Consider the following 25,085-nt stretch of genomic DNA (forward strand, 5'->3'; position numbering starts at 1 on the left):
CCCGCATACGGGAGAATCGGACCGAGGGGCCTGGATCAACCTACGCGGAGGCAGCGTGTCCGGTTTTGTAGAAAAGCCCGAGGCAGTGGAGGTACCGGGGCTCACCCACCTCCACACGGGCAAGGTGCGCGACCTCTACCAGAACGCCGACGGCGAGCTGATCATGGTCGCCAGTGACCGCATCTCCGCCTTCGACTGGGTACTGCCCACCGAGATCCCCGACAAGGGCCGGGTGCTGACCCAGCTGTCGCTGTGGTGGTTCGACCAGCTCGCGGACCTCGTCCCCCACCACGTGCTCTCCACGGACCTGCCTCCGGGCGCCCCCGCGGACTGGGCGGGCCGCACGACGGTCTGCAGGTCACTGGCCATGGTCCCGGTGGAGTGCGTCGCCCGCGGCTACCTCACCGGCTCCGGTCTCGCCGAGTACCAGCAGACCCGTACGGTGTGCGGGCTGGCGCTGCCGGAGGGGCTGGCCGACGGCTCGGAACTGCCCGGCCCGATCTTCACCCCCGCCACCAAGGCCGCCGTCGGCGAGCACGACGAGAACGTCCCGTACGAGGAGGTCGCCCGCCAGGTCGGCGCCGAGGTCGCCGCCCAGCTCCGGCAGACCACCCTCGCCGTGTACGGGCGCGCCCGCGACATCGCCCGCGAGCGCGGCATCGTCCTGGCGGACACCAAGTTCGAGTTCGGCTTCGACGCGGAACAGCGGCTGACGCTGGCGGACGAGGTCCTCACCCCGGACTCCTCGCGCTTCTGGCCCGCGGACGTGTGGCAGCCGGGCCGGGCCCAGCCCTCCTTCGACAAGCAGTTCGTCCGCGACTGGCTCACCTCGCCGGCCTCCGGCTGGGACCGCGGGAGCGAGCAGCCGCCTCCGCCGCTGCCGCAGGAGACGGTCGAGCGCACCCGCGCCAAGTACATCGAGGCGTACGAGCGGCTCACCGGGCTGCCCTGGTCGTGACGCCGGGGACGGGGTGACGCCGGCCGCCGGTCCGGGGACCGGCGTCACCCCCGCCCGCCCGTGGACAGCGGGCCCGGTACGTATACGCGAAAGGCCCCGGTCGCGATGACCGGGGCCTTCCCTCTGAGCGGACGACGAGGCTCGAACTCGCGACCTCAACCTTGGCAAGGTTGCGCTCTACCAACTGAGCTACGTCCGCCTGCCCCGCGCTCAGCGGCGCGGTGCGGGCTCCACTATAGCCAACCTCGGGCGCGGGCGATGCGCGCTGCCGCGTGCCGGTTCTCCGCGCACAGTTTCGCGGCGGCCGAGGAGAGGTAGTTGCGCACCGTTCCCGGCGACAGCGCGGCCCGCTCCGCGATCTCCGCGATGGGCGCGCCGTTCTCCGCGTACTCCAGCACCTCCGCCTCCCGTACGGTCAGCGGCGAGTCCCCGGCGCTGATCGCGTCGGCCGCCAATTCGGGGTCGACATAACGGTTTCCGGCGTGCACCGAGCGGATGATCTCGGCCAGCCGCTGGGCCGAGACGGTCTTGGGGACGAACCCCCTGACCCCTGCCTCCAGGGCCCGCTTCAGATGACCGGGTCGCCCGTGACTGGTCACGATCATGGTCCGGCAGCCGGGCAGCCGGGTGCGCAGGGATGTGGCCACCGCCACACCGTCCAGCCCCGGCATCTGAAGATCCAGTACGGCGATGTCGGGACGCTGGGCCAGCGCCATCGCCAGGGCCTCCGGTCCGGAAGCGGCCTCCGCCACCACCTGGAGATCGTCCTCCAGGGCCAGCAGCGCCGCCAGCGCGCCCCGGATCAGATGCTCGTCGTCGGCGAGCAGCACCCGCAGCGGCGCGGGGGCCCCGGCCGCTTCCGGAGCCTTCGCCGGGCCGGCGGCCGGGTCCCCATGCGCGCCCGCGTCCGTGCCCGGCCCGCGACCGCCCTCGCCTCCCGGCACTCCCGGCACCCTTTCGCCCATCCGCCCCGGCTCCTCCGCCATGATCTTCGCTTCTCTCCCGGCGCTCCGTGCCGCGGCACCCGCCGCAGGCCTTGTCCTTACCCGATGCCCGGCATCCCGCCCGGCTGCCCGTCCACGGACGCCGTCGGCCCGTACCCCAGCAGCTCGTCCTTCTCCAGCGGCACGTGGGCCCGCAGCCAGAAGCGCCCGCCCGGCCGGGGACCGACGGTCAGGGCGCCGCCGAACGCGGCGAGCCGTTCCCGCAGCCCGGCGATGCCGCTTCCGTCACCGCGCTGCGCGGCGTCCTCCAGCACACCGTCGTTCTCCATCGTGAACACCACCGCCGGTCCGGACCGCGCCGCCGTGGCCGTCCGCCCGGAACCGGCCGCGCCGTCGGGCGTCACCCGCAGGGTCAGCCAGCAGGAGGCCGCGTTCGCGTGCCGCAGCACGTTGGTGGTGCCTTCCCGTACGACCCAGGCCAGCACCGACTGGACCTGCTGCGGCACCCCGGCGCTGCCCTCCTGGTCCATCAGGCACTCCACCCCGGCCGCTTGGAGCACCGCCCGGGCGCCCGCCAGCTCCACCTGGAGGTCGGCCTCCCGGTAGGCGCGGACCACGTCCCGCACCTCCCGCTGGGAATCCTGTGCCAGCTGCTGAACCTCCGCCATCTGATCGGCGGCCTCCGGCCGGCCCTTGCGCGCCAGCCGTACCCCCAGCTCGCTCTTGAGGGCGATGACGGACAGGTTGCGGCCGACGACGTCGTGCATGTCCCGCGCGAACCGCAGCCGCTCCTCGGCGACGGCCAGCCGGGCCTGGTCGCCCTTGGCCTCGTCCAGCTCGCGCATCGCGGCGAGGATCCAGGCCCAGCTGCGGCATATCAACGCGGCGAAGGCGGCGGTGAAGAGGAAGACGGGCGGCAGCCCTCCGGCGAAGTCGAGCGGTACGCCGACGAGGGCCAGCACCCCGACGGCGACCGCCGAGACCACGACGCTCAGCAACGCCTGCCGGCGCTTGCTGATCACCAGGCAGAGGAGCGACGCGGTGGGCAGGCCCGGGAACATCATCACCGTGTAGTAGGTGTTGAGCTCCATCGGCAGGCTGACGGCCAGCACCACGACGAGGGTCATCGACACGGCCGTCAGCGCCCCTGAGACGGCGATCAGCCGCCATGGCGCGGGGGTGCCGTAGACGTAGTGCGAGAGGCCGCGCCGTACGCCGGGTACGTAGACCCCGCACTGGACCAGCCCCAGCACCACGATCGGCAGAGACAGCGCCGGAACCTGGTGGGCCTGGGCCACCACACCGGAGAGCGGCGCCGGGACCCAGGCGAGGAACAGCAGCCACGGTGAGACATACAGCGTCCACCGCGCCCACAAGTACACCTGCGCGACCCTGCCGCGCCCCCGCAACTTGCGCAGCTGCCCGTGGATCACCGGCCCCGCACCCCCGTCGTCCCCATCGCCGTACATCGTCAGTGCCGTGGCTCCCAACGGAACCACCGACGTACAGCAAACACCGCCAGACCGGCCCAGACCAACGCGATGACCAGCCGCTTCAGCGTTTCGGTGAGGTCGCCCTGGCCGATCCAGCCGTCCCGGACCAGACCCATCACCGGGGAGAGCGGCAGCAGCTCCAGGATGTCGGCGATCTTGTCGGGCAGGATGTCCAGCGGCACGATCATGCCGGAGCCGGCCATCGAGACGAAGACGAACGGCATCGTCGTCAGCTGCGCCGCCTCGGCGCTCTTGGTGATGCCCGTGGAGGCGGCGGCCATCGCCACCGCGATCAGCATGCCCAGGAGCACGCCCAGCACGACCAGGTGCGGGGCCCGGGGCGGGCCCGCCTCCAGGAAGAACCCGCCGAGGACCGCCAGCAGCACGATCTGTGCCACCCCGAGGAGCACCGCCGGCAGTGCCGAGCCGGCCAGGATCTCCCGGTCCGACAGCTCACCGCAGCGCAGCCGCTTGAGCACCAGTTCCTCGCGCCGGGTCACCAGCGATCCGGTGACGGACGAGTACACCGCGAAGAGCAGCACGAAGCCGATGGTGCCCGGCAGCAGTACCGTGCCGACGGACAGGCCGTTGGCCTGCAGCGGCATCGAGGAGACCGCCTGCCGCATGGCGAAGGCCATGATCAGCGGCATCAGCAGCGTCATGAACAGCGCGGTCCGGTTACGGCCCAGAAGGATCAGTTCGGCGCGGAACAGGGCGGCCAGCCGCTCCCGCGTTCCCGTACGGGCGCCCGTTCCGGCACCCGTACCGGGCTCCTGCTCGACGGCCTTGACGTCGGCGACGCTCACTTGTCCTCCAAACCCTTGGCGATCCGCAGGAACGCCTCTTCCAGCGATGCCGAGCGGGCGTCCAGCCCCCGCAGCTCGACGCCCTCGTCCCGCGCCCAGAGCAGCAGACCGGTCGCGGCCCGCTGCAGGTCGGACGTCCGCAGCCGCAGGGTCCGGCCCGCCGTCTCGTGCCCGTCGACGCCCAGTGCCGCCAGCGGCGGCAGGTCGCCCGGCGTGTAGCCCGGGGGGAGTTCGAAGGAGATCTGCGCGGGGTGGGTGGCCACCACGTCCGCGACGGTGCCGGCTGTCGCGATCCGGCCCCGGTGCATGATCGCGAGGCGGTCGGCCAGCTCCTCGGCCTCTTCCAGGTAGTGCGTGGTCAGTACGACCGTGGTGCCGCCCGCCCGCAGCTCGCGGATCAACTCCCAGGTCGTGTGCCGGGCTTCGGTGTCCAGGCCGGTGGTCGGCTCGTCCAGGAAGAGCACCTCGGGCCGTCCCAGCGTCGCCGTGGCCAGGTCCAGCCGCCGCCGCTCACCGCCGGAGAGCTGCTTGACCCGTACGTCCTTGCGCCTGGTCATGCCGACCGTGGCCAGCGCCTCGTCGACCGGCCGGGCGCCGGTGGTGGCCCCGGCCCACATCCGTACGGTCTCCTCCACGGTCAACTCCGCGGGGAAACCGCCCTCCTGGAGCATCGCGCCGACCCGCGGCCGGACCTTCGCGCGCTCCGTGTACGGGTTGTGGCCCAGCACCCGCACCGTGCCGCCGGTCGGCGCGGCCAGTCCCTCCAGGATTTCGAGGGTGGAGGTCTTGCCCGCCCCGTTCGTCCCCAGCAGGGCGAACAGCTCGCCGCGGTCGACGGAGAAGTCGATGCCCCGTACCGCTTCGAAGGCCGTGGTGTCCTTCTTGTTCTTCCGGCCGCCCCCGGACGGCCCGTACCGCCTGCGCAGGCCCGTGACGTCTATCACGCGTCCGCTCGTGTCCCCGATGTTCATGCTTCAAGGCTCCCGCCGGAACCCGGCTCCGGGCAGTGCGGCTTGTCATCACCGCAGATGACAAATGTCAGGAGGGACGGGGGCGGAGGAACCGGAGGAGGGGGAGGAGCCGGTTCCGGGGGGAATCCGGGACGGGAACCGGAGGGAGGCCTGGATGCGGAAAGACAAAAGACCCCGGTCGCGATGACCGGGGTCCTTTTCCTGAGCGGACGACGAGGCTCGAACTCGCGACCTCAACCTTGGCAAGGTTGCGCTCTACCAACTGAGCTACGTCCGCAGGCATCCGACCGGCTTTCACCGGGCGGCGCGACAGCTACTCTACCTGATCCACCGGAGTGGTCGGTACTGTCGGAGCGGGTGACAGGGATTGCACACTGCGCCTCCCCCTTGGAAAGGGGGCGCTCTACTACTGAGCTACACCCGCATGACCACCATCAATCGGTCCGTACGGACTTCTTGATGCTGTCAGAGCGGGTGACAGGGATCGCACACTGCGCCTCCCTCTTGGAAAGAGGGCGCTCTACTACTGAGCTACACCCGCGTGACTCCTCGGGATCCGGCCTTTCGGCCTCGCCCCTCGGCGTGCTCCAGACTCTAGCTGATCAACGGGGGTGCTGCGCAACTCCGCTGCGGGACAGCCGGAACCGGGCGCGGCCGCCCCGTCTTCCCGTTCCGTCCGCGCCCCGGGCCCCGCTCTGTCCGGCCGCGGGCCGGCGGCCGGACAGAGCGGGGGAGGCGGGTGGGGGGCGGGTGGCGCGAGAGGAGGGGTGGACCCTCCCCTCCGCTGCCGGCCGCCCCTCCGGATCAGCCGTTGGCCGCGTCGAAAGCCTCGTAGACCTTCTTCGGGATCCGGCCGCGCGGGGGCACATCCAGGTGGTGGGAGCGGGCCCAGGCGCGCACGGCGGCGGGGTCCGCGGTCACCGAGGTGTGGTGGTACGCCTTGCCGGACTTCGACCGCTTGCGGCCGGCCTCCACGAACGGGGCGAGGGCGCCGCGCAGTTTCTTCGCATTGGCGGGATTGAGGTCGATCTCGTACCACTTCCCGTCCAAACCGAAGGTGACCGTCTCTGCGGCTTCTCCGCCTTCGATGTCATCGGAGAGCGTGACTACTACGCGCTGCGCCACGGATATCGGTCCTTTCGAGCAGCAACCCCGCCTTGACATGGGGGGATGCTGCAGATCCGGCTGATTGGGATCAATGCATTTTCATTTGTACAGCGGCGGGCATTGCATGGTGAAGCCCAGTTAATTTCCTCAGCGTGTCCTTCCGCAATGCGGACCCTAGGTCTTTTCTGAGATTTTCCCCACCGCTTACCGCGGCCGACGCCGTACCGTGACCGCACCGTCACGATATCTATGCGCGTAGATTTTCGAACACGGTACTGTGATGGCACCGCCTTACGCACCACACCATCGGGAGTGCCAGTGGCACGCGTCGTAGTCGACGTCATGCTCAAGCCGGAGATCCTCGACCCGCAGGGGCAGGCGGTGCAGCGCGCACTGCCACGCCTGGGATTCGAGGGGATCGGCGACGTCCGTCAGGGCAAGCGATTCGAACTTGAGGTGGAGGGCCCGGTCGACGACGCCGCCCTCGCCCGTATCCACGAGATGGCCGAGACCTTCCTGGCCAACACCGTCATCGAGGACTTCACCGTCCACGTCGAAGACCGGGCCGGGTCATGACGGCGCGCATCGGAGTCATCACCTTTCCGGGCACGCTCGACGACCGTGACACCCAGCGCGCCGTCCGGCTCGCCGGGGCCGAGGCGGTGCCGCTGTGGCACCGCGACAAGGACCTCAAGCAGGTCGACGCCGTGGTGCTGCCCGGCGGCTTCTCCTACGGCGACTACCTGCGGGCCGGCGCCATCTCCCGCTTCTCGCCGGTCATGGAGACCGTGATCGAACAGGCCCGGGGCGGCCTGCCGGTCCTGGGCATCTGCAACGGCTTCCAGGTCCTGACCGAGACCCACCTGCTGCCCGGCGCGATGCTGCGCAACGACAGTCTGCACTTCATCTGCCGCGACCAGCGGCTGCGGGTGGAGAACGCGGACACCGCCTGGACCGCCGACTACACCGCCGGCCAGGAGATCTCCGTACCGCTGAAGAACATCGACGGCCGGTACGTCGCCGACGAGCGCACGCTCGACATGCTGGAGGCCGAGGGCCGGGTCGCCTTCCGCTACCTGACCGAGGGCGACACCGCCGACGGTTACGGCAACCCCAACGGCTCGCTGCGCGACATCGCCGGCGTCACCAACGAGGCGGGCAACGTCGTCGGCCTCATGCCGCATCCCGAGCACGCCGTCGAGCCGCTGATCGGCACCGGCCGTACGGACGGCCTCGGATTCTTCACCTCGATCCTGAAGAAATTGGTCACCGCATGACGCTCGACACGGTCAAGCACGCAGCCGAGACGCCGGACACCGACCAGCCGTGGGCCGAACTCGGCCTGAAGCAGGACGAGTACGAGCGCGTCCGCGAGATCCTCGGCCGCCGTCCCACCGGCGCCGAACTCGCCATGTACTCCGTCATGTGGTCCGAGCACTGCTCCTACAAGAGCAGCAAGGTCCACCTGAAGCAGTTCGGCCAGAAGGTCCCCGAGAACGACGCGATGCTCGTCGGCATCGGCGAGAACGCGGGCGTCGTCGACGTCGGCCAGGGCTACGCCGTCACCTTCAAGGTCGAGTCGCACAACCACCCGTCCTACGTGGAGCCCTACCAGGGCGCGGCCACCGGCGTCGGCGGCATCGTCCGCGACATCATCGCCATGGGTGCCCGCCCGGTCGCCGTCGTGGACCCGCTGCGCTTCGGCGCCGCCGACCACCCCGACACCAAGCGCGTCCTGCCGGGCGTCGTCGCGGGCATCGGCGGCTACGGCAACTGCCTGGGCCTGCCCAACATCGGCGGCGAGGTCGTCTTCGACTCCTGCTACCAGGGCAACCCGCTGGTCAACGCCGGTGCCATCGGCGTGATGCGGCACGAGGACATCCACCTCGCCAAGGCGTCCGGCGCCGGCAACAAGGTCATCCTCTACGGCGCCCGGACCGGCGGCGACGGCATCGGCGGCGCCTCCATCCTCGCCTCCGAGACCTTCGACGATGCGAAGCCTTCCAAGCGCCCCGCCGTCCAGGTCGGCGACCCCTTCCAGGAGAAGCTGCTCATCGAGTGCACCCTGGAGGCGTTCGCCGAGAAGCTCGTCGTCGGCATCCAGGACCTCGGCGCGGCCGGGCTGTCCTGCGCCACCAGCGAGCTGGCCTCGAACGGCTCCGGCGGCATGCGCGTGGAGCTGGACGACGTACCGCTGCGCGACTCCACGCTCTCGCCCGAGGAAATCCTCATGAGCGAGTCGCAGGAGCGCATGTGCGCCGTCGTGGAGCCCGAGAAGGTCGAACGGTTCCTGGCGATCTGCGAGAAGTGGGACGTCACCGCCACCGTCATCGGTGAGGTCACCGACGGCGACCGGCTGGAGATCTTCTGGCACGGCGAGAAGATCGTCGACGTCGACCCGAAGACCGTCGCCCACGAGGGCCCGGTCTACGAGCGCCCGTACGCGCGCCCCGCGTGGCAGGACGCCCTCCAGGCCGACGACGCGGGCAAGCTGGCACGGCCGCGGACCGGCGAGGAACTGCGTGAGCAGGTCCTGAAGCTGGTCGCCTCGCCCAACCAGGCGTCCAAGTCCTGGATCACCAGCCAGTACGACCACTTCGTGCAGGGCGGCACCGTGCTGGCCCAGCCGGAGGACGCCGGCATGATCCGGATCGACGAGACGACCGGGCTGGGCGTGGCCATCGCCACCGACGGCAACGGCCGCTACGCCAAGCTCGACCCGTACCACGGCGCGCAGCTGGCGCTGGCCGAGTCGTACCGCAACGTCGCGGCGACCGGCGCCAAGCCGCTGGCGATCTCCGACTGCCTGAACTTCGGCTCGCCCGAGGACCCGGCCGTCATGTGGCAGTTCTCCGAGGCCGTCCGCGGTCTCGCCGACGGCTGCCTGGAGCTCGGTACGCCCGTCACCGGCGGCAACGTCTCGCTCTACAACCAGACCGGCGAGGCCGCCATCCACCCGACCCCCGTGGTCGCGGTGCTCGGCGTCATCGACGACGTCAGCCGTCGCACGCCGGTCGCCTTCGCCGACGAGGGCCACCTCGTCTACCTCCTCGGTGACACCGAGGACGAACTGAGCGGCTCGGCCTGGTCCCAGGTCGTCCACGACCACCTGGGCGGTCTGCCGCCGCGGGTGGACCTGGCCCGCGAGAAGCTGCTGGCCGAGATCCTGATCTCGGCCTCCCGCGACGGCATGGTCGACGCGGCGCACGACCTCTCCGACGGCGGTCTGATCCAGGCCCTCGTCGAGTCGTGTCTGCGCGGCGGCAAGGGCGCCCGGATCGTCGTCCCCGACGGGGTGGACCCCTTCGTCCTCCTCTTCTCGGAGTCGGCGGGCCGCGCGATCGTCGCCGTCCCGCGCAGCGAGGAACTGCGCTTCACCGACATGTGCGGCGCGCGCGGCCTCCCGGCCACCCGCATCGGTGTGGTCGACGGCGACGCGATCGACGTACAGGGCCAGTTCACCCTGCCGCTGAGCGACCTCCGCGCGGAGCATGAGGCGACTATTCCGTCGCTGTTCGGCTGATACGGGTGGTTTGGGCCGGGTCGGCCTGGCTCGGCCCGGCTCGGGTCGGCGCGGCTTGGGTCGGCGCGGCCCGGCCTGGGGCGGCCTGATCCGGCTCGGCCTGCCCCGGCTCGGCTTGGCCTGGTCTGGCCCGGCTCGGCCTGGTCTGGCCCGGCCCGACGGTGCCGCACCTGGTGCCGTCCGCCCGTACGGTGGCCCGTCCCTTCGGGGGCAGGCCACTCCCGTGAGCCCTGCCGGGGCGGCCCCGCCCCGGAGCGCCGCCGTCGTACGCCCTCCCGGTGTCGGCCTCCCCAGGGCAGAACGTCTGCCCCTTTCCCCTTTCCCCTTCCCCCTCCTCCCGCCCCGCCCCTCTCCCCCTTCCTCGCCCTGGGGACCCCGGCTTGCTCGTGCTCCGGGGCTCCCCGCCTTCGGCCTGCCCGCGCCCCGGGGCTCCCCGTCTCCGGCCTGCCCGCGCGCCGCCGAGTAGCCTCGACGCCATGCCCAGTGCCCGCAAGCCGTCCGGCCGAGCCCGCGCCCGCAGTTACAACTCCGCCAAGACCCGCGCCGCCGTCGTCGCGCAGTTCGGCCACGTACGGTCCGCCGTGGAGCGCCTGACGCCCGAGCAGTTCGCGCTGCCCACCCGGCTGGGCGACTGGACGGTCCGCGAACTGGTCGCCCACCTGGCCATGGCGGTGGAGCAGGTCCCGGCGGCGCTCGCGCAGCCCGCGCCGCCCGCGCAGGAAGTCACCCTGGCCACCTGGCCGTCCGTGACCCGCGCACTGGCCGCCAAGGTCGACGAGAACGCCCGCGACACGGCGGCCGGCGGCGAGCCCGCGGCCCTCCTGGACCACGCCGCCGCCCGGTATGCCGAAGCGGTCCCGATGGCCCCCGACGACCGGCTGCTGGCGGTCCGTATCGGCGCGATGCGCCTGGCCGACTTCCTGGTGGTGCGCTGCGTCGAACTGGTCGTGCACACCGACGACCTGGCCGCCGCCACCGGCCTGGACATCCCGTTCGACCGCCAGGCCCTGGCCACCGCCACCCGGGTGCTCGCAGACGCGCTGGCCGTGAAGGCGCCCGGCGGCTCGGTCGAGGTCCGGGTGCCGCCGTTCGCCGTCGTCCAGTGCGTCGAGGGCCCCCGGCACACCAGGGGCACGCCGCCGAACGTCGTCGAGACCGACCCGCTGACCTGGCTCCGCCTGGCCACCGGGCGCACGGACTGGCCCGCGGCGCTCGAAGCGGCCGCCGTGAGTGCCAGCGGCGAACGGGCCGATCTCACGCCGTACCTGCCCCTCATGGGCTGAGCTCCGGGACACCCCCGGACAGCGGGCAGGCCCTCACCCCTCCGGGTACGGCAACAACGTGGCATCCACCGCCTCCCACGCCGCCCGCAGCTCCGCCAGCCGCCGCCCCTCGGCCCCGGCCCGGTCCGCCTGCTCTCGGGGGTCCTCGGTCACGTGGAAGAGCTGATCCTTCTTCTTCGTGCCCCGGTAGTACTTCCAGTCGCCGCGCCGCAGCGCCCGCTCGCCCCGGGTGCGCCAGAACAGGTCCCGCTCAGGGAGCCGTTCGCCGCGCAGCAGGTAGCCCGCCAGGCTCGTACCGTCCAGCGGGTAGGCGCGGTGCGGCCGGGCGCCGGCGATCTCCAGGAGGGTCGCCGTCCAGTCGGGGCTGAAGTGCGGCTCGTGGCTGACCTGGCCGCCGTCGATACGGGCCGGCCAGCGCACGATCGAGGGGACGCGGATGCCGCCCTCCTGGAGGGTGAACTTGTTGCCGCTCAGCGGCCAGTTGCAGGACCAGCGCTCGCCACCGTTGTCGCTGCCGAAGAAGACCAGGGTGTCCTGTTCCTGCCCGGAGCGCTTCAGGGCGGCCAGCACGGTGCCCACGGACCGGTCCAGGTCCTCGACCATCTCCTTGTACTTCGCCAGCGAGCCGCCGTCCCGGTGTTGCAGCGCGCCCCGGTCGCCCGCCTTGATACGGCGGACGATGTCCGCGCTCGCGGCCTCGTCGCCGTCCGCGATCCACGGCCAGTGCGGGGTGGTGAAGTTCAGGTTGAGCAGCCAGGGCCGGGCCTGCCGCCCGCCCACGAAGCCGACGGCACGCTCGGTGATGATCCGCGTGTAGTAGCGCAGGTCGTGATATTCGGCGTCACCCTCGGTGACGTTGCCTTCGTAAAGGTCGTACTCACCGGCCAGCCCGAGTTTGGAGTAGTACTCCAGCGCGCCGCCGAAGTTCCCGAAGAAGGTCTCCCAGCCGGACTTGGTGGGGCTGAAGTCGGGCAGGTAGCCGCAGTGCCATTTGCCGATCAGGCCGGTGGCGTACCCCGCGTCGCGCAGCAGGGAGGCGAGCGTGGGGTGGTCCGGTTCGAGGCCGACGGACCGGTCCGCGACGGGCTCCGCCAGCCCGCCCTCGGTACGGCCGGGAAACCGCCCGGTGTACAGGGAGAACCGGGTGGGGGAGCAGGTCGACGAGCCGGCGTACGCCTGGGTGAAGCGCACGCCCTGGCGGGCCAGGCGGTCCAGGTGCGGCGTACGGATGTGCGGTGATCCGTACGAGGACAGGTCGGCCCAGCCGAGGTCGTCACCGAGGATGAACAGGATGTTCGGGCGGCGGGCGGACCGGCGGCCGGTCGCCGCGCGGAACGGCTGCTCCTGGTGGGCGGTGCCGGCGGCGGTGGCCGGGCCCGCGGCACCCATGGCCAGGGTGCCGGTCGCGGCGGCCGCGCCGACCAGGCCGCCGAAGGTGCGGCGGGAGATGCCACCGGTAGGGGAAATCCGGTCGTTCGTGGATGAATCGGGGCGGGAGGGAGACGTGGGGGCAGAGGCGGAACGCGTCACGGAACAGGACCTTCCGGAGGGGTGTGCAGGCGAGGTGCGCCCCGGACGGGCGCGGGGTGGCGACGCGAGGAGTCAGGGTCGGCCAGGGCTGAAAAGCCCGGAATTCACCGGAACGTTCGCCGCCCCGCACCACCCGGACGCCGGAGTGGCGCATCTCACCCCACGCCGCGGACGGGGGTGCGGGGGAAGCGGAACGGCGCACGCCGGAACCGTGCCGGAACCGGCCGGATCTCGCGTGAAGAGAAGGTGAAGGTGAACGCGGGGGAGAGTGGCGTTCAGCCGCGCCGCGCGCAGCGACAGATGGCGCTGGCGACGCGACCGAGGTCGACGTGGCGGCGCTGCACCAAGGGCTGCGGGCTCTGCATGGAGCGTGATCCTGTCCGTGAGTACGTGCTCACGTCAAGCACTCGCCCACCTGGAGCAGGCCCCCAGGACCCGGCCCCGGTTCGATCCCCGGTTCGGATGAATCGCGGACCTGCCCTAGACTCAGTGCTGTGCCACGTGGTGACGGACGACTCAGCCACGACCTGCTCCCCGGCGAGAAGGGCCCCCAGGACGCATGTGGCGTCTTCGGTGTCTGGGCTCCGGGTGAAGAGGTCGCCAAACTCACCTATTTCGGGCTGTATGCCCTGCAGCACCGCGGTCAGGAGTCCGCGGGCATCGCAGTGAGCAACGGCTCCCAAATCCTCGTATTCAAGGACATGGGCCTGGTTTCCCAGGTCTTCGACGAGACATCCCTCGGTTCCCTCCAGGGCCACATCGCCGTGGGCCACGCCCGCTACTCCACCACCGGTGCCTCGGTGTGGGAGAACGCCCAGCCGACGTTCCGTGCCACCGCGCACGGCTCGATCGCCCTGGGTCACAACGGCAACCTGGTCAACACCGCCGAACTCGCCGAGATGGTCGCCGCACTGCCCCGCGAGGGCGGCCGCGCGACCCAGGTCGCGGCGACCAACGACACCGACCTCGTGACGGCCCTGCTGGCCGGCCAGGTCGACGAGGACGGCAAGCCGCTGACCGTCGAGGAGGCCGCGCCGCGCGTCCTGCCCAAGGTCTCGGGTGCCTTCTCGCTGTGCTTCATGGACGAGCACACCCTGTACGCGGCCCGTGACCCGCAGGGCATCCGCCCGCTGGTCCTCGGCCGTCTGGAGCGCGGCTGGGTGGTGGCCTCCGAGACCGCCGCCCTGGACATCTGCGGCGCCAGCTTCATCCGCGAGATCGAGCCGGGCGAACTGATCGCCGTCGACGAGAACGGTCTGCGCAGCTCCCGCTTCGCCGAGACCAAGCCCAAGGGCTGCGTCTTCGAGTACGTCTACCTGGCCCGCCCCGACACCGACATCGCCGGCCGCAACGTGTACCTCTCCCGGGTGGAGATGGGCCGCAAGCTGGCCGCCGAGGCGCCCGCCGAGGCCGACCTCGTCATAGCGACCCCGGAGTCCGGTACGCCGGCCGCGGTCGGCTACGCCGAGGCCAGCGGCATCCCGTACGGCGTCGGCCTGGTCAAGAACTCCTACGTCGGCCGGACCTTCATCCAGCCCTCGCAGACCATCCGGCAGCTCGGTATCCGCCTCAAGCTCAACCCGCTCAAGGAAGTCATCCGCGGCAAGCGGCTGGTGGTCGTCGACGACTCGATCGTCCGCGGCAACACCCAGCGCGCCCTGGTCCGGATGCTCCGGGAGGCCGGTGCCGCCGAGGTCCACATCCGGATCTCCTCGCCGCCGATCAAGTGGCCGTGTTTCTACGGCATCGACTTCGCCACCCGCGCCGAGCTGATCGCCAACGGTCTGACCGTGGACGAGATCGGTACGTCGCTGGGCGCCGACTCGCTGGCGTACATCTCGATCGACGGCATGATCGAGTCGACGACGATCGCCAAGCCGGACCTGTGCCGCGCGTGCTTCGACGGCCAGTACCCGGTCGACCTCCCCGACCCGGAGCTGCTGGGCAAGCACCTCCTGGAGGCGGAGGCCGCGGGCCAGGCCAAGCCGGACCTGGACGGCGTCGGGACGCTGACGGCCGGGGTCGGCGGCGCCGACGCGCTGCGCCGCCCGTAGAGCTCGTACACACCGACAGGAAAGATCTCACCGTGTCTGCCGAGTCTTTTGAGCGTGCCCAGCACGCGGGCACCAGCGCCAGCTACGCAGCAGCGGGCGTGGACATCGAAGCGGGCGACCGCGCCGTCGACCTGATGAAGCAGTGGGTCAAGAAGGCCACCCGCCCCGAGGTCGTCGGCGGCCTCGGCGGGTTCGCCGGCCTCTTCGACGCCTCGGCCCTCAAGCGGTACGAGCGGCCGCTGCTCGCCTCGGCCACCGACGGCGTCGGCACCAAGGTCGACATCGCCCGCCGGATGGGCGTCTACGACACGATCGGCCACGACCTGGTCGGCATGGTCGTCGACGACCTGGTCGTCTGCGGCGCCGAGCCGCTGTTCATGACCGACTACATCTGCGTCGGCAAGGTCTACCCGGAGCGGGTCGCGGCGATCGTCAAGGGCATCGCCGAGGGCTGTGTGCTGGCCGGCTGCGCGCTGGTCGGCGGCGAGACCGCGGAGCACCCGGGGCTGCTGGGGGCCGATGACTTCGACGTCGCGGGCGCCGGTACGGGTGTCGTCGAGGCGGACCGGGTGCTGGGCGCGGATCGTATCCGTACGGGTGACATCGTCATCGCGATGGAGTCCTCGGGTCTTCACTCGAACGGGTACTCACTCGTTCGCCACGTGCTGTTCGACCGGGCGGGGATGTCGCTGGACCGGCGGGTCGAGGAGCTCGGCCGGACGCTCGGCGAGGAGCTGCTGGAGCCCACGAAGATCTACTCGCTGGACTGTCTGGCGCTGACCCGTACGGCCGAGGTGCACGCCTTCTCGCACATCACCGGCGGCGGTCTGGCCAACAACCTGGCCCGGGTGATCCCGGACGGCCTGCACGCCACGGTCGACCGGTCCACCTGGACCCCGGACCCGATCTTCGACCTGGTCGGCACGGCCGGTGACGTGGAGCGGCTGGAACTGGAGAAGACCCTGAACATGGGCGTCGGCATGATGGCCGTCGTACCGCAGGAGTCGGTGGACGTGGCGCTGGCCACCCTCGCGGACCGCGGCGTGGACGCCTGGGTCAGCGGCGAGATCGTCGAGCGTGGTGACCACACCGAGGCAGTGACCCTGACCGGTGACTACGCTGCCTGACCCGGCCGCCCGCAGGGCAGCACAGAACCCGGTCCGAGGTGACTACCCCGGACCGGGTCCGTGGAAATGCTGTGCACACCGTGCACGCACGACTGAAGAGACGTCGTACGTCAGGCGCGACGACGCTGCTGGGACGAGTTGCCCTCGTCCTCGTCATCGTCGTCTCGGTTGTAAAGGTCGGCGTACCGCGCGTACGGGTCGTCGTCCTCGTCATCCTCGAACGGCTCGCCGTTCGGCGGCTGCTGCGATGCCGGCTGTTGCGGCGATGCACCCAGCTCTTCGGCCAGGCGTGAGAGATCAGTCCCACCGCTGTTGTACTTCAGCTGGCGGGCGACCTTCGTCTGCTTGGCCTTGGCCCGGCCGCGCCCCATGGCTCGACCCCCTCAACGACGGGGCTCGACGGCCCCAGAGTCTTGACACGCGTTCATGATTCAGAGCGGACTCTCGACGGAGAGACCGGCCCGTAGGGCTTTAACGGTACCTGCTTCCGCGGCCATACGGTACGTCGCCCGCATCACCGACCGCTCGGCACGACCGGCAGGACGCCCCGTCCCCGCTGGTCAGCTGCGATTTTAACCTGTCCCGTGCGGCGACCCGCCGACGGGTGGTGAGGGATGTCTCCTTCACCACCCGTGATCCCTTACGCAGCGCTCAGAGATCGTTACGCGAGCGCTCCGCAGGCCATTTCCGTACCCACCGTGACGACGTCCGGTACGGTCCGTGACCGGTTCGGCGTCCGCAGGGGTGTGCGGGCCTGCTCGGGGCCTTCCGTGCGCATGATCGGATCGCGATCGGCTTCGGTCGGACCCGAGCATTCTTGGACATTGAGGAGCAGGATCGGTCGCATTTTCGCTTCGCGACCGGCTGGAAAAATGGCCTGAACCGATCGGCCCCGGTCCGGTCGGCACCGCCGCCGGGCGGCGGCACCGGTGGCTCAGCCCCGCCGGGCGTCCGCCATCCGCTGTTCGGCCAGCCGGTCCGCCGCCGCGGCGGGCGGAATGCCGTCCTCCTTCGCACGAGCGAATATCGCCAGCGTGGTGTCGAAGATCTTCGCCGCCTTGGTCTTGCAGCGGTCGAAGTCGAAGCCGTGCAGCTCGTCGGCCACCTGGATGACGCCGCCGGCGTTCACCACGTAGTCCGGTGCGTAGAGGACGCCGCGGTCGGAGAGGTCCTTCTCGACACCGGGGTGGGCCAGCTGGTTGTTGGCCGCGCCGCAGACCACCTTCGCGGTCAGCGCCGGTACGGACTCGTCGTTCAGCGCGCCGCCGAGGGCGCACGGCGCGTACACGTCCAGGCCCGGCGTACGGATCAGCGACCCGGTGTCCGGCGCCACCTGCACCTGCGGGTGCCGGCTGCGGATCCGCTCGATCGATTCGGCACGCACATCCGTGATCACGACCTCCGCGCCGTCCTGGAGGAGGTGTTCGACGAGGTGGTGGCCCACCTTGCCGACGCCCGCGACGCCGACCTTGCGGCCGCGCAGCGTCGGGTCGCCCCACAGGTGCTGTGCCGAGGCGCGCATCCCCTGGAAGACACCGAAGGCGGTCAGGACGGAGGAGTCGCCGGCGCCGCCGTTCTCGGGCGAGCGGCCGGTGGTCCACTTGTTGGTGCGGGCGACGACGTCCATGTCCGCGACGTACGTGCCGACGTCGCACGCGGTCACGTAGCGGCCGCCGAGGGAAGCCACGAACCGGCCGTATGCGAGCAGGAGTTCTTCGGTCTTGATCAGTTCGGGGTCACCGATGATCACGGCCTTGCCGCCACCGTGGTCGAGACCGGCGAGGGCGTTCTTGTACGACATGCCACGGGAGAGGTTCAGGGCGTCCAGCACCGCCTCCTCCTCGGAGGCGTACGCGTGGAAGCGGGTGCCGCCGAGGGCCGGGCCCAGGGCGGTGTCGTGGATGGCGATGACGGCCCGCAGGCCACTGGCGCGGTCCTGGCAGAGGACGACTTGCTCGTGGCCACCCTGCTCGGAACGGAACAGGGTGTGCAGGACTCCGCCGTCGGCGCTGACTGCGGGGGGACGTACGTCGGTCACGGTGGTGACTCCCATAAGTCGCGGAGGACGCCCGCCGGCGGCTCCCTGGAGCTTGTGGCAGGAGGAGGGCCGGAGGGCCGGTCGGGAAGAGAGTAAGACCTGAGGGGCGCGCTGATCGGTGCAGTGCGGAGGATCACCCTCTCCTGAGGGACAGGCGTGGGACGATTTGCCGTATCCCGAGCCGGGTGGCGTGAGTCAACTCCCGGCACTTTGCACCACTTTGCCAATCTTTGCGGTAGTTCTGCGGACGGCACGTCGCAGGAGACAAAGGAGCGGGCGTGGCCTTGGCGTCGTCGGTGATGGTCCCGTACGCGGCATATCTGCGGGTCTACGAGCCGCTGGCAGCGTTCCCCGAACCGGAGCGCTCCTACTGGGCGCGCTATGCCCGGCGCGCGGAGACCCCTACGGTTCAGGACGAACTTCGGCGGTCTCTGGCCGATTTGCTGCCGACCCCGCCGGTGCCGGTCCCGGTCCACGAGAGCAGCGACGCCTTCGTCACGGTCGTGGACGGTGTGACGTGCGTCTGCCCCTGGCGGACGCGGCTGCGGGGCTGGCAGGCCCTGGAGGAGCTGTCCGAACTTCTCCCGGCGCCCGTGCTGGACGCGGCGCTGCCCCCGGTGGTGCGGCGTCAGGCGGCCGCGGACTACGAGGAGTGGCTGGAGCGCAATCCGGACGCCCGGCCCTGGATCCGTACCGCCACCTGGCACGTACCGGTGCGCTGGTTCGCGCTCTTCGGGGACGGCGAGCGGGAGTACACCAAGAGCGAGCACGGGCCGGTGCTGCGGTACCGGACGCCCATGGTGCAGGCGCGGCGCCGGGTGGCGCGGGGCCTGCGCACGCTGCGCGACTCCCTGGAGGAGGGGCCGCTGATCGACGGCCTGGTGGACGTGGGCCGCTGGCTGGAGGAGTTCCATCCGCGGGCGCTGGTGGAGCTGGACTACGGCGGGCTGGTGCACGCGGTGCCCGAGGGGCAGCTCGCCGAGGACCGGTCGGCCGCCGAGGTGGCGGAGGGGCTGGCGGCGCTGCGCGAGGGGGACAGCGACCGGGCCGGCGAGGCGTACGAGAAGCTGTCGGACCGCTGGCGCGAGGTGCGCGAGCGTCAGTTCGCCAGCTGAGACGGGCGCTCCCCGCACCACGGGACGTGCCGCGGGACGGCCTGCGGCACGACAAAATGATCTGCGACTGTCGAGGCTCGTGCACACTACTGACACGGGGGCGTGGGACGTAGGTCCCGATCCGGGCGATTGCCTCAAGGGTGACCTAAAGCACTGACTTCGGGCCTTGCGGCCAAGCCATACCCTCGTGCCAAAATAGGACAAGGAGCCTGACAAGGGCCCCTTCCGCCCTACTAAGGGCGGATAGTTCGGTATTGCGCTCCTTGGTGGGTCTGATGGCGGCTGATCACCGTGTGACTGATCGTCACGGTGGTGTGACTGTCCGCTATGGCATGGTCCATCGGCTTCCGCCGAGGTTGAACACCTGAGAGGGCAATTCCATCGGTTTGGCCGACGTGGCTGGACAGATGGTGTAGTTGTAGTGCCGAGGACAAGCCGTTCGTCCTATAACCGACTCGGCCCGCGTCCGCCATTTCGGGCAACGCGGGTCAAGGTGCAGAATTTAGAGGAAAGAACCGTGATGGTTCGGTTCTCCCGAGGAGGCCGCTCATGACCGCTCGCACCCCTGACGCCGAGCCGCTGCTTACCCCCGCCGAGGTCGCCACGATGTTCCGCGTGGACCCGAAGACGGTGACCCGCTGGGCCAAGGCAGGCAAGCTCACGTCCATCCGCACGCTCGGAGGACACCGGCGCTACCGCGAAGCCGAGGTTCGCGCTCTGCTCGCGGGCATTCCGCAGCAGCGCAGCGAAAGCTGAACAACCGCATGACCGGGCTGTTTTCGGGCCCCCCAACCCGATTCCGGCCCGTGGAGCCCCACCCGGCTCCGCACCGCACCACCTAGTACCACACAGCACCACTCAGCTTCACACGACGCGGAGCCTGCCCCAACAGGCCCCACACCCGCACCATCTGGGTACGTCATCGATCGCGCTGGACTCCGCCGGGTCCAGCGCGATCTTTTTTGTGCGCGCGAGGACCCGTGCGGGCGGCCGGCCCGGCCGGCTGGACACCGCCCGCGGGGGCCGCCGTGGCAGGCCCCGCTGTTCTCCGGTCCAGTCCAAGGACTGCCGGGCGGGCGGTGCAATTGCACATATTAAATTGACCGGGTGTAGGGCGGCCGTAAGATTCCCGGTTCCGGAAACCCGGACGGTGACACCCGTCACAGCCCGGGAAGGTTGTGGTGCCGACGCCGCTGCGATAGAGGGCCGGAGTCCCTTCCCTCCCTCAACAGCCTTCCACCGCAGGGCCGGTGGGGAACGCGCCGTTGGTCACCGGGCCGGGGGACTTTGGTCCCCCCTCCCCTCCTCGGGCGCGGCGGTCCCTGCCGACGGCTCTTCGCGGGGTGCCGGGTCCGTGCCCGGTGCGGCGTCAGGGGCCGTGGACGGCCCCCTGAAGGGCCGCGCGGACGTCCGGGCGTCGGAGTCGGTGGCCGGTGCGCCGGCGGCGCGGCTGCGGGGCTCCATGGCGAGCCGCAGGAGACGGGCGCAGACGGGGCAGTGGCGGGTCAGGTGGCGATAGCCCGTGGCGGCCGACAGGTGGGCCCGCAGCAGCGCCCTGGTCTCGTGCCTGGCGGCTGTCGACATCGCACCCTCCTCCCGGCCCCGCGCCTTCCCTCGTGACTACCGGTGGTACGTACCCCGGTCAATACGCGCATCGGCTGGGGCCGTACGACCCGGACCTTCCGGCCACGGGGCGGAGCGCCGCTCCCGTCCACACTCCCCAGCCGCGGGCCGACGCAAACGGCCCGTACCCGGGAGGGGCGCGGGCCGGACGGCGACCGGTCGCGGCGCCGCCGCGCGCTCCCCGGCGTACGCCTGACACAACGCGATCGGCCCGCATCCTCGGAAGGATGCGGGCCGATCTGCTGCGGTCCTGACGGGATTTGAACCCGCGGCCTCCACCTTGACAGGGTGGCGAGCACTCCAAACTGCTCCACAGGACCTTGGTGCGGCTTCCGCTTGCGCGGTGCTGCGAAGCAAGACTCTACAGCAGGTCAGGGGGTGCGGTCGAACCCGGTCCCGCGGGGCCGTCCGGAGCGGCCCCGCGGCCGGTCACACCTTGGGCACCGCCGCATCCACGGCCTTGACGATCCGCTTGTCGGAGACCGGGTACGCGGTGCCGAGCGCATGCGCGAAGTAGCTCACCCGCAGCTCCTCGATCATCCAGCGGATCTCCCGCGCCTCGGGCGGCACCGGCCGCCCCTGGGGGTACTGCTCCAGCAGCCAGGCGTACTCGTCCTGCATCTCCTTGACCTTCGCCATCCGGGAGCGGTCCCGCTCGGCGTTGTTGGGGAGCTGCTGGAGGCGGCGGTCCACGGCGACCAGGTAGCGCATGAGGTCCGGCAGGCGTTTGGCGCCGTGCGCGGTCACGAAGCCGGGTTTGATCAGGGCGGCCAGCTGTTCCTTGACGTCCGTGAGGGACGGCAGCAGCGAGGCGAAGGTGGTGGCCTTCAGACGGCGCTCGCACGCCTGCCAGGCCGCCAGCACCTCCCGTACCTGCTGGACGGTCTTCATCGTGGCGTCCACCAGGTCGGCGCGGACCGCGTCGAAGAGCTTGCGGAAGGACTCCTCGTCCCAGGCCGGGCCGCCGTGCGCGGCGATCAGCCGGTCGGCGGCGGCGGTCACACAGTCGTCGAAGAGGGCCTGTATGGAGCCGTGGGGGTTGGCGGACAGTGCCAGCTTCTGTTGATTGGTGAGCTTGCCCTGCGCGAACTTGGCTGGGTTGCTCTGGATATTCAACAAGATCAAACGGCGGGTGCCGGTCCACATCGCCGTCCGCTGCTCCGCCTCGGTGTCGAAGAGGCGTACGGCGACGCTCGTGCCCTCGTCGACCAGCGCCGGGTACGCCTTCAGCGGCTGGCCGCCGCGCCGGGTCTCGAAGGTGCGGGGCAGCGTGCCGAGTGTCCAGGACGTCAGGCCGGTGCGCTGTTCCAGGCCGGCCGGTGCTCCGGTGCCCGCGGCGGCGCGGTCCCCGCCGCCCTTGGCGGGCCGCTCGGCGGCCTGCGCGAACGCCTTGGTGAGGGCCGCCTGCGTCTTCGGCTTGAGCTTCAGACGCAGTGCTTCCAGGTCCTTGGCCTCGGCCAGCTTGCGCCGGCGTTCGTCGACCACCCGGAACGTGATCTTCAGATGGTCCGGGACCTTGGCCAGGTCGAAGTCGGCCGGGTCGACCGGGACGCCGACCATCCGCTGGAGCCCGGCCGCCAGGGCCGTGGTCAGGCCCCCCTGGAGGGGCACGGTCGAGTCCAGGAAGCGGGCGGCGAAGTTCGGTGCCGGCACATAGTTGCGGCGGATCGGTTTGGGCAGCGAACGGATCAGTTCGGTCACCAGTTGTTCGCGCAGGCCCGGGATCTGCCAGTCGAACCCTTCGGAAGCGACCTGGTTGAGCACCTGGAGGGGAATGTGGACGGTCACGCCGTCCGCGTCGGCGCCCGGCTCGAACTGGTACGTGACGCGGAACTTCAGCTTGCCCTGCCGCCAGGAGTCCGGGTAGTCGTCCTTGGTGACGGCCTCGGCGGACTCGTTGATGAGCATGGAGTGCTCGAAGTTGAGCAGCTCCGGCTCGTCATGGCGCTTCTTCTTCCACCACGAGTCGAAATGCGCGCCCGATACGACGTCTTCGGGCAGCCGCTGGTCGTAGAAGTCGAAGAGCGTCTCGTCGTCCACGAGGATGTCGCGCCGCCGGGCGCGGTGCTCCAGCTCCTCGACCTCGCCGAGCAGTTTGCGGTTGTCGTGGAAGAACTGGTGGTGGGTGCGCCAGTCGCCCTCGACCAGGGCGTTGCGGATGAACAGGTCACGGGAGGTCTCCGGGTCGATCCGCCCGTAGTTCACCTTCCGCTGGGCGACGATCGGCACGCCGTACAGCGTCACCCGCTCGTACGCCATCACCGCGGCCATCTTCTGTTCCCAGTGCGGCTCGCTGTACGTCCGCTTCACCAGGTGCTGGGCCAGCGGCTCGATCCACTCGGGCTCGACCTTGGCGTTCACCCGCGCCCACAGGCGGGACGTCTCCACCAGCTCCGCCGACATGACCCAGCGCGGCGGCTTCTTGAAGAGCGCCGAGCCGGGGAAGACCGCGAACTTGGCGCTGCGGGCGCCCAGGTACTCGTTCTTGGCGTCCGTGTCCTTCAGCCCGATGTGCGAAAGCAAACCGGACAGCAGGGAGGTGTGGATGGGGTCGGGGGCCGCGTCCTGCTCGCTGAGATGGACCCCCATCGTCTTGGCGACCGTCCGCAGCTGCGAGTAGATGTCCTGCCACTCGCGTATCCGCAGATAGTTCAGGAACTCGTTGCGGCACATCCGGCGGAACGCCGAGGACGACAGCGCCTTCTGCTGCTCGCGGACGTACCGCCACAGGTTCAGGTACGCCAGGAAGTCGCTGGTCTCGTCCTTGAAACGGGCGTGCTGCTGGTCGGCCTGCTGCTGCTTCTCGGCGGGCCGCTCGCGCGGGTCCTGGATGGAGAGCGCCGCCGCGATCACCATGACTTCGCGTACGCACCCGTTGCGGTCGGCCTCCAGCACCATCCGGGCCAGCCGCGGGTCCACCGGCAGCTGGGAGAGCTTGCGCCCCAGCTGGGTGAGCCGTTTCTTCGGGTCCTTCTGCTTCGGGTCGAGCGCGCCCAGCTCGTGCAGCAGGTCCACGCCGTCCTTGATGTTGCGGCGGTCCGGCGGGTCGATGAACGGGAACTTCTCGATGTCGCCGAGGCCGGCCGCGGTCATCTGCAGGATGACGGAGGCCAGGTTCGTGCGCAGGATCTCGGCGTCGGTGAACTCCGGCCGGGTGAGGAAGTCGTCCTCCGAGTACAGCCGGATGCAGATGCCGTCGCTGGTCCGGCCGCAGCGGCCCTTGCGCTGGTTGGCGCTGGCCTGCGAGACCGGCTCGATCGGCAGCCGCTGGACCTTGGTGCGGTAGCTGTAGCGCGAGATCCGGGCCATGCCGGGATCGATCACGTACCGGATGCCCGGCACGGTCAGCGAGGTCTCCGCGACGTTGGTCGCGAGCACGATCCGGCGGCCGGTGTGGCGCTGGAAGACCCGGTGCTGCTCGGCGTGCGACAGGCGCGCGTACAGCGGCAGCACCTCGGTCTGCGGCAGGTTCTTCTTGTTGAGCGCGTCCGCCGTGTCGCGGATCTCCCGCTCACCGGAGAGGAAGACCAGGATGTCGCCGGGGCCCTCGCCCCGCAGCTCGTCCACGGCGTCGCAGATCGCGGTGATCTGGTCGCGGTCGCTGTCGGTGCCGCCCTCCTCCAGGAGCGGGCGGTAGCGGACCTCCACCGGGAACGTACGGCCGGAGACCTCGACGATCGGCGCGCTCGGGGCCTCGTCCCCGTCCGCTGCCGCCGGTACGGAGGCGAAGGAGCCGAAGTGCCGGGCGAACCGCTCCGGGTCGATGGTCGCGGAGGTGATCACGACCTTCAGGTCCGGCCGCCGGGGCAGCAGCTGGGCCAGGTACCCGAGGATGAAGTCGATGTTGAGGCTGCGCTCGTGGGCCTCGTCGATGATGATCGTGTCGTACTGGCGCAGCTCACGGTCGGTCTGGATCTCCGCGAGGAGGATGCCGTCCGTCATCAGCTTCACCAGGGTGTCCGGGCCGACCTGGTCGGTGAAGCGGACCTTCCAGCCGACCGCCTCGCCCAGCGGCGTCCTCAGCTCCTCGGCGACCCGCTCGGCGACCGTACGGGCGGCGATCCGGCGCGGCTGGGTGTGCCCGATCAGACCGCGCACGCCGCGGCCCAGCTCCAGGCAGATCTTGGGGATCTGGGTCGTCTTGCCGGACCCGGTCTCGCCCGCGACGATCACGACCTGGTGGTCGCGGATCGCTTCGAGGATCTCGTCCTTCTTCTGGCTGACCGGCAACTGCTCCGGATACGTGATCGCGGGCACCGCGGCGCGGCGCTGCTCGACCCGCAGCTCCGCCTCCTCGATCCCGTCGGCGATCTCGGCGAGCACGGCCGCGCGGGCCTCGGGCTTACGGATCCGGCGCGCGCCGTCGAGCCGGCGCCCCAGCCGCTGCTGGTCGCGCAGCATCAGCTCGGGCAGCCGCTCCAGGAGAGCGGGCAGGGAGGGGGCGGCACCGTCGGGCCGGGCGGAGGCAGGCTGACTGGACATACGTCCCCCAGGATCTCACCTCCGTGAATAC

Annotated in this window: 20 protein-coding genes and 5 tRNA genes; 9 read left to right on the forward strand and 16 right to left on the reverse strand. The window is 70.7% G+C overall.

Annotation, left to right across the window (positions count from 1 at the left end):
• The first annotated feature begins 55 nt into the window (after positions 1 to 55).
• A complete protein-coding gene (locus tag OEIGOIKO_RS21895; protein WP_125055469.1) occupies positions 56 to 958 on the forward strand; it encodes a phosphoribosylaminoimidazolesuccinocarboxamide synthase in 903 nt (300 codons plus the stop codon).
• Between the two features lie 126 nt (positions 959 to 1,084).
• On the opposite strand, the gene OEIGOIKO_RS21900 is transcribed toward OEIGOIKO_RS21895, so the two are convergent.
• The 9 genes from OEIGOIKO_RS21900 to OEIGOIKO_RS21940 all read right to left on the reverse strand — a co-directional run bounded on the left by OEIGOIKO_RS21900 (position 1,085) and on the right by OEIGOIKO_RS21940 (position 6,297).
• Positions 1,085 to 1,157 (reverse strand) — tRNA-Gly (locus OEIGOIKO_RS21900).
• A gap of 34 nt (positions 1,158 to 1,191) precedes the next feature.
• On the reverse strand, positions 1,192 to 1,944 hold the full coding sequence (locus OEIGOIKO_RS21905; protein ID WP_246177479.1) for a response regulator transcription factor: 753 nt from the start codon (positions 1,942 to 1,944) through the stop codon (positions 1,192 to 1,194).
• A gap of 56 nt (positions 1,945 to 2,000) precedes the next feature.
• Positions 2,001 to 3,335, reverse strand: a complete 1,335-nt coding sequence (locus tag OEIGOIKO_RS21910; protein ID WP_246177480.1) for a sensor histidine kinase — start codon at positions 3,333 to 3,335, stop codon at positions 2,001 to 2,003.
• A gap of 38 nt (positions 3,336 to 3,373) precedes the next feature.
• The gene (locus OEIGOIKO_RS21915) at positions 3,374 to 4,201 is read right to left on the reverse strand and encodes an ABC transporter permease (protein WP_125055470.1); all 828 of its coding nucleotides are present in this window, start codon (positions 4,199 to 4,201) and stop codon (positions 3,374 to 3,376) included.
• Positions 4,198 to 5,172 (reverse strand): ABC transporter ATP-binding protein, encoded by a 975-nt coding sequence (locus tag OEIGOIKO_RS21920; RefSeq protein ID WP_125055471.1) that lies wholly within the window; start codon positions 5,170 to 5,172, stop codon positions 4,198 to 4,200. The genes OEIGOIKO_RS21915 and OEIGOIKO_RS21920 overlap by 4 nt, the downstream gene beginning before the upstream one ends.
• Before the next feature lie 204 nt (positions 5,173 to 5,376).
• Positions 5,377 to 5,449 (reverse strand) — tRNA-Gly (locus OEIGOIKO_RS21925).
• 75 nt (positions 5,450 to 5,524) lie between these two features.
• Positions 5,525 to 5,596: transfer RNA gene (locus OEIGOIKO_RS21930), tRNA-Gly, on the reverse strand.
• A 45-nt stretch (positions 5,597 to 5,641) separates the two neighbouring features.
• Positions 5,642 to 5,713, reverse strand: a tRNA-Gly gene (locus tag OEIGOIKO_RS21935).
• Positions 5,714 to 5,976: 263 nt separating this feature from the next.
• Entirely contained in the window at positions 5,977 to 6,297 is a 321-nt protein-coding gene (locus OEIGOIKO_RS21940; RefSeq protein WP_125055472.1) for a histone-like nucleoid-structuring protein Lsr2, read from the reverse strand.
• A 300-nt stretch (positions 6,298 to 6,597) separates the two neighbouring features.
• On the opposite strand from OEIGOIKO_RS21940, the gene purS reads away from it, so the two are divergent.
• From purS to OEIGOIKO_RS21960, 4 genes are all read left to right on the forward strand, one after another.
• Positions 6,598 to 6,855, forward strand: coding sequence for a phosphoribosylformylglycinamidine synthase subunit PurS (purS, locus tag OEIGOIKO_RS21945; RefSeq protein WP_030679308.1), 258 nt, complete (start codon positions 6,598 to 6,600; stop codon positions 6,853 to 6,855).
• On the forward strand, positions 6,852 to 7,556 hold the full coding sequence (gene purQ / locus OEIGOIKO_RS21950) for a phosphoribosylformylglycinamidine synthase subunit PurQ (protein ID WP_125055473.1): 705 nt from the start codon (positions 6,852 to 6,854) through the stop codon (positions 7,554 to 7,556). Before purS ends, purQ begins: the two co-directional genes overlap by 4 nt.
• Entirely contained in the window at positions 7,553 to 9,802 is a 2,250-nt protein-coding gene (purL, locus tag OEIGOIKO_RS21955; protein ID WP_125055474.1) for a phosphoribosylformylglycinamidine synthase subunit PurL, read from the forward strand. Before purQ ends, purL begins: the two co-directional genes overlap by 4 nt.
• A 476-nt stretch (positions 9,803 to 10,278) precedes the next feature.
• Positions 10,279 to 11,085 carry a maleylpyruvate isomerase family mycothiol-dependent enzyme gene (locus OEIGOIKO_RS21960; RefSeq protein ID WP_125055475.1) on the forward strand — a complete coding sequence of 269 codons (807 nt, stop codon included), beginning with the start codon at positions 10,279 to 10,281 and terminating at the stop codon, positions 11,083 to 11,085.
• Between the two features lie 33 nt (positions 11,086 to 11,118).
• On the opposite strand, the gene OEIGOIKO_RS21965 is transcribed toward OEIGOIKO_RS21960, so the two are convergent.
• Positions 11,119 to 12,474 carry a sulfatase family protein gene (locus tag OEIGOIKO_RS21965; protein WP_125058858.1) on the reverse strand — a complete coding sequence of 452 codons (1,356 nt, stop codon included), beginning with the start codon at positions 12,472 to 12,474 and terminating at the stop codon, positions 11,119 to 11,121.
• 416 nt (positions 12,475 to 12,890) lie between these two features.
• Positions 12,891 to 12,980 (reverse strand): putative leader peptide, encoded by a 90-nt coding sequence (locus tag OEIGOIKO_RS43965; RefSeq protein ID WP_358973297.1) that lies wholly within the window; start codon positions 12,978 to 12,980, stop codon positions 12,891 to 12,893.
• A gap of 129 nt (positions 12,981 to 13,109) precedes the next feature.
• On the opposite strand from OEIGOIKO_RS43965, the gene purF reads away from it, so the two are divergent.
• Together purF and purM are read left to right on the forward strand one after the other, a co-directional pair.
• Positions 13,110 to 14,669 carry an amidophosphoribosyltransferase gene (gene purF, locus OEIGOIKO_RS21970; protein ID WP_125055476.1) on the forward strand — a complete coding sequence of 520 codons (1,560 nt, stop codon included), beginning with the start codon at positions 13,110 to 13,112 and terminating at the stop codon, positions 14,667 to 14,669.
• Between the two features lie 32 nt (positions 14,670 to 14,701).
• On the forward strand, positions 14,702 to 15,796 hold the full coding sequence (purM, locus tag OEIGOIKO_RS21975; RefSeq protein ID WP_125055477.1) for a phosphoribosylformylglycinamidine cyclo-ligase: 1,095 nt from the start codon (positions 14,702 to 14,704) through the stop codon (positions 15,794 to 15,796).
• Between the two features lie 110 nt (positions 15,797 to 15,906).
• Here the strand turns inward: purM and OEIGOIKO_RS21980 are convergent, their stop codons facing one another.
• Both OEIGOIKO_RS21980 and OEIGOIKO_RS21985 read right to left on the reverse strand, forming a co-directional pair.
• Positions 15,907 to 16,167: a DUF3073 domain-containing protein gene (locus tag OEIGOIKO_RS21980; protein WP_125055478.1), complete on the reverse strand. Its 261-nt coding sequence runs from the start codon at positions 16,165 to 16,167 to the stop codon at positions 15,907 to 15,909.
• A gap of 563 nt (positions 16,168 to 16,730) precedes the next feature.
• Positions 16,731 to 17,849, reverse strand: coding sequence for a Leu/Phe/Val dehydrogenase (locus tag OEIGOIKO_RS21985; RefSeq protein WP_125055479.1), 1,119 nt, complete (start codon positions 17,847 to 17,849; stop codon positions 16,731 to 16,733).
• Between the two features lie 263 nt (positions 17,850 to 18,112).
• On the opposite strand from OEIGOIKO_RS21985, the gene OEIGOIKO_RS21990 reads away from it, so the two are divergent.
• Together OEIGOIKO_RS21990 and bldC are read left to right on the forward strand one after the other, a co-directional pair.
• Positions 18,113 to 18,949, forward strand: coding sequence for a hypothetical protein (locus OEIGOIKO_RS21990; RefSeq protein WP_125046185.1), 837 nt, complete (start codon positions 18,113 to 18,115; stop codon positions 18,947 to 18,949).
• A 549-nt stretch (positions 18,950 to 19,498) separates the two neighbouring features.
• On the forward strand, positions 19,499 to 19,705 hold the full coding sequence (gene bldC, locus OEIGOIKO_RS21995) for a developmental transcriptional regulator BldC (protein ID WP_003980577.1): 207 nt from the start codon (positions 19,499 to 19,501) through the stop codon (positions 19,703 to 19,705).
• A gap of 513 nt (positions 19,706 to 20,218) precedes the next feature.
• Here bldC and OEIGOIKO_RS22000 read toward each other — a convergent pair.
• From OEIGOIKO_RS22000 to hrpA, 3 genes are all read right to left on the reverse strand, one after another.
• Positions 20,219 to 20,533 (reverse strand): DUF6274 family protein, encoded by a 315-nt coding sequence (locus OEIGOIKO_RS22000; protein ID WP_125055480.1) that lies wholly within the window; start codon positions 20,531 to 20,533, stop codon positions 20,219 to 20,221.
• A gap of 284 nt (positions 20,534 to 20,817) precedes the next feature.
• Positions 20,818 to 20,892, reverse strand: a tRNA-Asp gene (locus OEIGOIKO_RS22005).
• Positions 20,893 to 21,001: 109 nt separating this feature from the next.
• On the reverse strand, positions 21,002 to 25,054 hold the full coding sequence (hrpA, locus tag OEIGOIKO_RS22010) for an ATP-dependent RNA helicase HrpA (protein WP_125055481.1): 4,053 nt from the start codon (positions 25,052 to 25,054) through the stop codon (positions 21,002 to 21,004).
• Positions 25,055 to 25,085: the final 31 nt, after the last annotated feature.

The organism is Streptomyces paromomycinus, assembly GCF_003865155.1.
Classification (GTDB): domain Bacteria; phylum Actinomycetota; class Actinomycetes; order Streptomycetales; family Streptomycetaceae; genus Streptomyces; species Streptomyces chrestomyceticus.